Origin of the sequence: Streptomyces palmae (assembly GCF_004684805.1) — a bacterium.
Lineage (GTDB): Bacteria > Actinomycetota > Actinomycetes > Streptomycetales > Streptomycetaceae > Streptomyces > Streptomyces palmae.
This window is the reverse complement of sequence record NZ_SRID01000396.1, coordinates 1-6,232: the sequence shown is the minus strand read 5'-3', so window position 1 is coordinate 6,232 and position 6,232 is coordinate 1. Positions and strand designations below refer to the sequence as shown.

Annotated in this window: 5 protein-coding genes, 1 tRNA gene and 1 pseudogene; 2 read left to right on the top strand and 5 right to left on the bottom strand. The window is 72.7% G+C overall.

The features are described from left to right. Positions 1-1,555 (bottom strand): flavin-containing monooxygenase (locus E4099_RS27645; RefSeq protein ID WP_135341853.1); only part of this gene is annotated, 1,555 nt, incomplete at its 3' end. A 202-nt stretch (positions 1,556-1,757) separates the two neighbouring features. Here E4099_RS27645 and E4099_RS27640 point away from each other — a divergent pair. Beyond that, positions 1,758-2,603 (top strand): MerR family transcriptional regulator, encoded by an 846-nt coding sequence (locus tag E4099_RS27640; protein ID WP_135341855.1) that lies wholly within the window; start codon positions 1,758-1,760, stop codon positions 2,601-2,603. A 359-nt stretch (positions 2,604-2,962) separates the two neighbouring features. On the opposite strand, the gene E4099_RS27635 is transcribed toward E4099_RS27640, so the two are convergent. Next, positions 2,963-3,766: an exodeoxyribonuclease III gene (locus E4099_RS27635; RefSeq protein ID WP_245245224.1), complete on the bottom strand. Its 804-nt coding sequence runs from the start codon at positions 3,764-3,766 to the stop codon at positions 2,963-2,965. 132 nt (positions 3,767-3,898) lie between these two features. Between E4099_RS27635 and E4099_RS27630 the strand changes: the two genes are divergently transcribed. Continuing rightward, complete coding sequence (locus E4099_RS27630; RefSeq protein ID WP_209446766.1) at positions 3,899-4,477, top strand: GNAT family N-acetyltransferase; 579 nt, start codon at positions 3,899-3,901, stop codon at positions 4,475-4,477. Between the two features lie 215 nt (positions 4,478-4,692). Here E4099_RS27630 and E4099_RS27625 read toward each other — a convergent pair whose 3' ends face one another. From E4099_RS27625 to E4099_RS27615, 3 genes and pseudogenes are all read right to left on the bottom strand, one after another. Continuing rightward, positions 4,693-5,220, bottom strand: a complete 528-nt coding sequence (locus E4099_RS27625) for an SMI1/KNR4 family protein (protein WP_209446765.1) — start codon at positions 5,218-5,220, stop codon at positions 4,693-4,695. Positions 5,221-5,513: 293 nt separating this feature from the next. Then, positions 5,514-5,587, bottom strand: a tRNA-Ala gene (locus tag E4099_RS27620). 87 nt (positions 5,588-5,674) lie between these two features. Then, a pseudogene (locus tag E4099_RS27615) lies at positions 5,675-6,232 on the bottom strand (hypothetical protein); the annotation flags it as partial.

Below are 6,232 nucleotides of genomic sequence, written 5' to 3'. Positions count from 1 at the left end.
GCCTTCCGTTGCGGGTGGTGGTGGGAGACGGGCGGGAGGCCGGGGCGCGCAGCACCTGGTACTCGGCCAGGTCCACCCGCCGGGTCTCCTTGCGGAACTCGCTGGTGGTGCCGGGCCAGGCGGTGGTGTTGCGCCCGTTGGCGTCCAGGTACCAGCTCTGGCAGCCGCCGGTGTTCCAGACCGTACGTGCCAGCCGCCGCTGGACGTGGTCCACCCAGGCGTCCACCGCGGCCGGGCGGGCGCTGAGCGCGGCCTTCCCGTTCCGGCCGCCGAGCAGGTCCAGCTGCCGCAGGTAGTCGACCATGTAGTTCAGGTGGGACTCGATCATCAGGATCATCGAGCTGTTCCCCAGGCCGCTGTTGGGGCCGATGACGGTCAGCAGGTTGGGGAAGCCGGCCGCGCTGGCGCCGCGCAGCGAGGCCATGCCGTCCTTCCACGCCTCGGCGAGGGTGATCCCCTCGGAGCCGGTGATCCGCTCGGCGATCGGCATGTCGGTCACATGGAAACCGGTGCCGAAGATGATCGCGTCCACCTCGACCTCGGTCCCTCCCCCAGAGCCTCCGGCCTGGGAGGTACCCCCAGCGGCCACCAGGGTGCTGCCGCGTACCTCCCGCAGTCCGGAGGCGAGGACCTCGACGTTGGGCGCGGCCAGCGCCGGATAGTAGGTGTTGGAGAGCAGGATCCGCTTGCAGCCGATGCGGTAGTCCGGGGTGAGCCGGGCCCGCAGCGCCGGGTCCTTGATCGCCCGCCGGATGTTCCACCGGCCCAGCGCCTCGACCACGCTCAGCTCGGCGGGGCGCTTGGTGAAGGCGCTGACCTGAAGTTCACGCAGCCCCCACAGCGCGCCGCGGCGCAGTGCGCCGGTGGCCGGGACCTTGTCGTGCAGCCACTTCTCGACGCCACTGATCTTGCGGTCCATCCGCGGCAGCACCCATGCCGGGGTGCGCTGGAAGAGGGTGAGCCGGGCGACCTCGGGCTGGATGGAGGGCACGATCTGGATCGCGGAGGCGCCGGTGCCGATCATCGCCACGCGCTTGCCGCGCAGGTCGTAGCCGTGGTCCCAGCGGGCGGAGTGGAACACCGCGCCGGGGAAGGCGTCCAGGCCCGGGATGTCCGGGATCCGCGGGTCGGAGAGCGGGCCGGCGGCGGAGACCAGCAGGTCGGCGGTGAGCGTCTCGCGGGAGGTGGTGATCTCCCAGTGCAGTGCCTCGTTGTCCCAGCGGGCGGAGCGGACCTCGGAGTCGAACCGGATGTGCGGGCGCAGCCCGAAGGTGTCGGTCACCCGCTCCAGGTAGGCGCGGATGTGCGCCTGCCCGGAGAAGCTGCGGGGCCACTCGGCGTTCGGCGCGAAGGAGAAGGAGTAGAGATGGGAGGGGACGTCGCAGGCGCATCCGGGGTAGGTGTTGTCCCGCCAGGTGCCGCCCACCGCATCGGCCCGCTCCAGGAGCACGAAGTCGGTGACTCCCGCCCGGCGGAGCCGTACGGCCGCGCCCAGGCCCCCGAACCCGGTTCCGATCACCGCCACCCGCACGTGCTCACGTGTCAGCTCGGCCATGCCGCCGCCTCCCAGTCCTCGATGACCTGCCCCACGACAACTGTGCCAGTAATCACTGGCACGATCGCAGCGTAGGTCAGCGCGCTACTGAGCGGTAGAGGGTGGGCGAAGGAAGTTGACCCCACGGTTACCGCGGGTTGCACCCGCCCCCTGTGCATAGGCTGCAACCGTGGCGAACAGCGAACAGGCGCGCGAGTACCGGATGGCGGAGCTGGCCAAGGAGGCAGGCATCACCGTCCGCACCCTGCGCTTCTACCGGGAGCGCAGACTGCTCCCGCCGCCGCGCCGGGAAGGCCGCATCGCCTGGTACAACGAGCACCACCTGGCCCGGCTGCGCACCATCGCCGCCCTGCTGGAGCGCGGTCACACCCTGGGCGGCATCGCCGATCTGCTCGCCGCCTTCGAGAACGGCCGGGACGTGGCCGAACTCCTCGGCCTGCACAGCGCCCTCGCCGTCCCCTGGTCGCGGGAGACCCCGGTCCGGCTCACCCCCGAGGAGCTGGCCGACCACTTCGAGGGCCAGGTGACGGCGGAGAACCTGGCCGCCTCGCTGGACATCGGCTATGTGGCCGTGGACGGCGACGACCTGGTGCACATCAGCCGTCGGCTGCTGGACGCCTCCACCGACCTGGTCGCCAAGGGCGTCCCGCTCGCCGCCGTGCTCGCGGCCGGCCGGGAGCTGCGCGTCCAGGTGGACGCCATCGCCGGCACCTTCACCGAGCTGATCCGCACCCATGTCCTGGGCGACGCGCTGGCCCGCATCGCCGACGGCGCGCTGCCGGACGCGGCCGAGGTGGCCCGTATCACCGAGACCATCGAACGGCTGCGGCCGATCGCCGAGAGCGTGGTGGACGCGGAACTCTCCATGGCCATCGACCGCCGCGTCCGCGCGGAACTCAACGCCTGGCTCACCGGACACGCCACCCCGGCGGCCGGCAAGGAGGACCCGGCGGGGACGGGGGAGCCGACTGAGACGGGGCAGCCGACCGGAGAGGGGCAGCCGGCCGACCCCGAGCAGCCGACGGACGCGGGACCGGCCGGCGGCTGACGGGCCGCGCGTACCCGGGGGCCGAGTACGAGAAGGCCCGGCCGAGGACCGGAAGAGAGGGCATACGGCACCCCGTAGGGCCGCAAGCCGGGAAGGCATACGGCAACCCCTCGCCGGGCCGTAAGCCGGGAAGTGCATATGGGCACCCCGTAGGGCCGCAAGCCGGGAAGGCATACGACACCCTCTTCGGGCCGTAAGCCGGGGAAGGCGCGTAACGCCACCCCGCCGGACCGCCAGCCGGGGAAGGCGCGTAACGCCACCCCGCCGGACCGCCAGCCGGGGAAGGCGCGTAGCGACACCCCCGCGGGGCCGGCCCGGGGATGACGGGGCGCGCCCGTACACGCCCCCGACCGGCGAGGTCAGTGCGCGGGGCCGTAGCTGACCGTCACCGGGGCGTGGTCGGACCAGCGCAGGTCATGGCTCGGCGCCCGCTCCACCACGGCCTTCAGGGCTCGCCCGGCCAACCCCGCGGTCGCCACGTGGTAGTCGATCCGCCAGCCGGTGTCGTTGTCGAAGGCGCGGCCCCGGTAGGACCACCAGGAGTACGGCCCCTCGACGTCCGGGTGCAGGGCGCGCACCACGTCGACGTACTCGGCCTCGCCGAAGACCCGGCCCAGCCACTCCCGCTCCTCCGGCAGGAAGCCCGCGCTCTTGCGGTTGGCCCGCCAGTTCTTCAGGTCGGCCTCGCGGTGGGCGATGTTCCAGTCGCCGCACACCAGCACCTCGCGGCCCTGGGCGGCGGCGCGGGCGCGCAGCTCCACCAGGTAGGGCAGGAACTCCGCCATGAAGCGTTCCTTCTCCTCCTGCCGCTCGGTGCCCACCTCGCCGGAGGGCAGATAGAGGCTGGCCACGGTGGCGCCGGGCAGGTCGATCTCCGCGTACCGGCCGCTGCCGTCGAACTCGGCCGAGCCGAAGCCGACCCGCACCGCGTCCGGCTCCCGGCGCGAGTAGAGGGAGACCCCGGCCCGGCCCTTGGCGGCGGCCGGAGCGTGCAGCACGTGCCAGCCGTCCGGCTCGCGCACCTCGGCGGGCAGCTGGTCCGGCTCGGCCCGCACCTCCTGGAGGCACAGCACATCGGCGGCGGTCTGGGACAGCCAGGGCAGGAAGCCCTTCTTGGCGGCGGCCCGCAGGCCGTTCACGTTCACGGACGTCACGGTGAGCACGGCATGGCTCCTACGGTCGGAGGGGGTGGCGCTGCACCGCACCTCCACGGGCACCACGGTGAGCATTCCGGCACGATACCGACATCGGATACAGGTTCGCCCCGTCGGCCGAGCGCCCGTACGATCGCCCGAATGGAGATTCGTCACGTCCGCTTCGACCACCCCGATGCCGTCCTGCTCAGCGACGAGGTCCAGCTGGAGTACGCCGAGCGCTACGGCGAGGGTGACATGACCCCGATGGACCCCGCCGACTTCGACCCGCCGCACGGGCTCTACCTGCTGGTATACGACGAGCAGGGCCGCCCGGTGGCCTCCGGTGGCTGGCGCTCCCAAGAACAGAGCGACGAGGGGTACGCGGACGGGGACGCCGAGCTCAAGCGGATGTTCGTGGTGCGTGCGGCGCGCGGTCGCGGGCTGGCCCGGCGGGTGCTGGCCGAGCTGGAGCGCAGCGCCCGGGCGGCGGGGCGGGTGCGCATGGTGCTGGAGACCGGCACCAAGCAGCCGGAGGCCATCGCGCTCTACGCCTCCTCCGGCTACGTGCCGGTGACCAAGTTCGGCCTCTACCGCGACGAACCGGACAGCCGCTGCATGGGCAAGCCGCTCTCCCCCGCGGATCCGCCGGCGACCGTGATCCCCGGCCCGCCGCCCACCGCGCACCCGGCCGCGACCGGTGACACGATTCACGCCCTCCGCCGGCACCAGGAGCGATAGCCCCGCGGGACGACCCGCCGACCTCAGACCCCGGCCCACGCGGCGAGGGGCGACGACGCAGCCCGCCCCCAGGCCGCGAGGGTGATCGGCCTGCCCGGATCAGCGGAGAACGCGAAAAACCGTCCGATCTGACCCCGTCCCGGAGGGACAGCCCGATCGGACGGCGATCCGCTCATCGCCGGCCGAAGTACGCGATCGCCGTGGCCCGTGTCGGATCAGCGGCAGAGTTCCATGATGGTGTCGTCGAAGCCGGGGAACTCGCGAGCAGCGGACTCGATCACGTCGCCTGCCGTGCGGCGCTGGTCCGGCGCGAACTTCTCCGCGACGGCGGTCAGTTGCTCATTGGGGCGTGCGACCCAGTCGGGCTCGTACGAGATGGCCGCTTCCCGGGGGCCGAAGCCCTCGGCCAGCAGCCACAGGAAGTCCGGCAGGTCACGTGCGACCACACCCGTCTCGCCCTCGGATCCGAGGAAGACGATCGGCTGGTCGACCAGATCGTGGTGGGGGCGGGTCAGCCAGATGGCAGCGTAGCCACCGGTGCCGTCCTGCCCGAACACGCGGAAGTCGTCGCCGTTCAGATCGTCGTTACCGGTCCACGCCTGAAACCAGTCGGTCGTCTCCTCGGCGGACAGGAAGGTGTCGAAGGGTTCGAAGTCGACACCTTCACCGCCGTCGTAGTCGAAAGAGACCGCCATCGCGGCGGCGAGGGCGACGGGGAATCGGCGATCATCGGTGAACAGCACGCGCACAGGCTAGCGAACCACCCTAGGGGCCCCTACCGGGAGGGCCCTTGAGCGCACGCCAAGCCGACGGCACGGTCGAAAGCCGGCGTGACGCGGAGGAGTTCCTGGCCTGGCCCCGGGCGTCTCAGTCCCACCAGAACTGGACCTGGGTAATCCCGTCCTGCCCCTGAACCGGCTGGCCCTCGTGCTCGGGCGTCTCCGGCACTGGCCACGACCGGAGAGCCCTCGAATACACCTCGGAAACGCCAAGATCCCGTCCGATCAATCAGATCGGACGGGATCTCGCGGTGCGGTGGACCTGAGGGGATTTGAACCCCTGACCCCCTCGATGCGAACGAGGTGCGCTACCAGTCTGCGCCACAGGCCCTTGCAACGAGTGAAACTCTAGCATCCCCATCCGGGTGCTTGGAAATCCGCTCCCCCGCTGGTCAGCGAAGGGCCGGTCGACGGCGGGTCACTCGTTGGCCGCCCGGGGGCGGTCCTCGTCGGCGTACTGGTCGAAGAGCGGGGTCCGGCCGCGTTCCCGGGAGCGGCGCGGGGCGGCCTGGCGGGCGCGGGGAGCCGGTTCCGCCGGTGCGGGGGTCGGCGGCTCCGTGGCGGGGCCGGCGGTGCTGGAGCGGGCGGAGCTCCAGGCGTCCGGGGCGTCCAGGTCCACGCTGCCGGTGGCGCGCGGGGCGACCGGGGCGGTGACGTAGGTGGGCAGCGGGACCGGCACCGGCTCCCAGCTCTCCCCGGTGGCCGGGCCGCGCTTGCTCTCGCGCTGCTGGTCGACCCACTCGGCGTGGTCGGTCTGCTCCACCAGTGCCCGGCGGTCGGCGGCGCGCTCCGCGGCGGCGGGCTCTGCGGCCGGGGCGGGGCGCTCGGACCGGTGGGCGGCCTTCCGCTCGACGGCGTCGCGGGGCTGCTCGGCACGGGCCGGCCGGTCGGCGCGGGGCTCCCGGAGGGGGTGCGGCTGCGCGGCGGGCTCCTCGGTACGCGCCGGGTGCGCCTCGGCGCGTGGGGGGCGGACCTC